Below are 217 nucleotides of genomic sequence, written 5' to 3' on the forward strand. Positions count from 1 at the left end.
CAGGCAGGATTTCCATGGAAATCAGCTTTTCCACCCCGGCCAGGAACAAGGACGCCCCAGCCAGCAGCAGCACTGATTCAGTCACGCGGAAGAACTAGGCGCCAGGACAACACCTTGCCAGGCAGGATTTCCATGGAAATCAGCTTTTCCACCCCGGCCAGGAACAAGGACGCCCCAGCCAGCAGCAGCACTGATTCAGTCACGCGGAAGAACTAGG

1 protein-coding gene is annotated in these 217 nt (G+C 58.1%); it reads right to left on the reverse strand.

Annotation, left to right across the window (positions count from 1 at the left end; genetic code table 11):
- Positions 1-77: 77 nt before the first annotated feature.
- Positions 78-203 (reverse strand): hypothetical protein, encoded by a 126-nt coding sequence (locus AWT75_RS23645; protein ID WP_275575779.1) that lies wholly within the window; start codon positions 201-203, stop codon positions 78-80.
- Positions 204-217 lie beyond the last annotated feature (14 nt).

Source organism: Aquitalea pelogenes, assembly GCF_001515305.1.
Classification (GTDB): Bacteria; Pseudomonadota; Gammaproteobacteria; order Burkholderiales; family Chromobacteriaceae; genus Aquitalea; species Aquitalea pelogenes.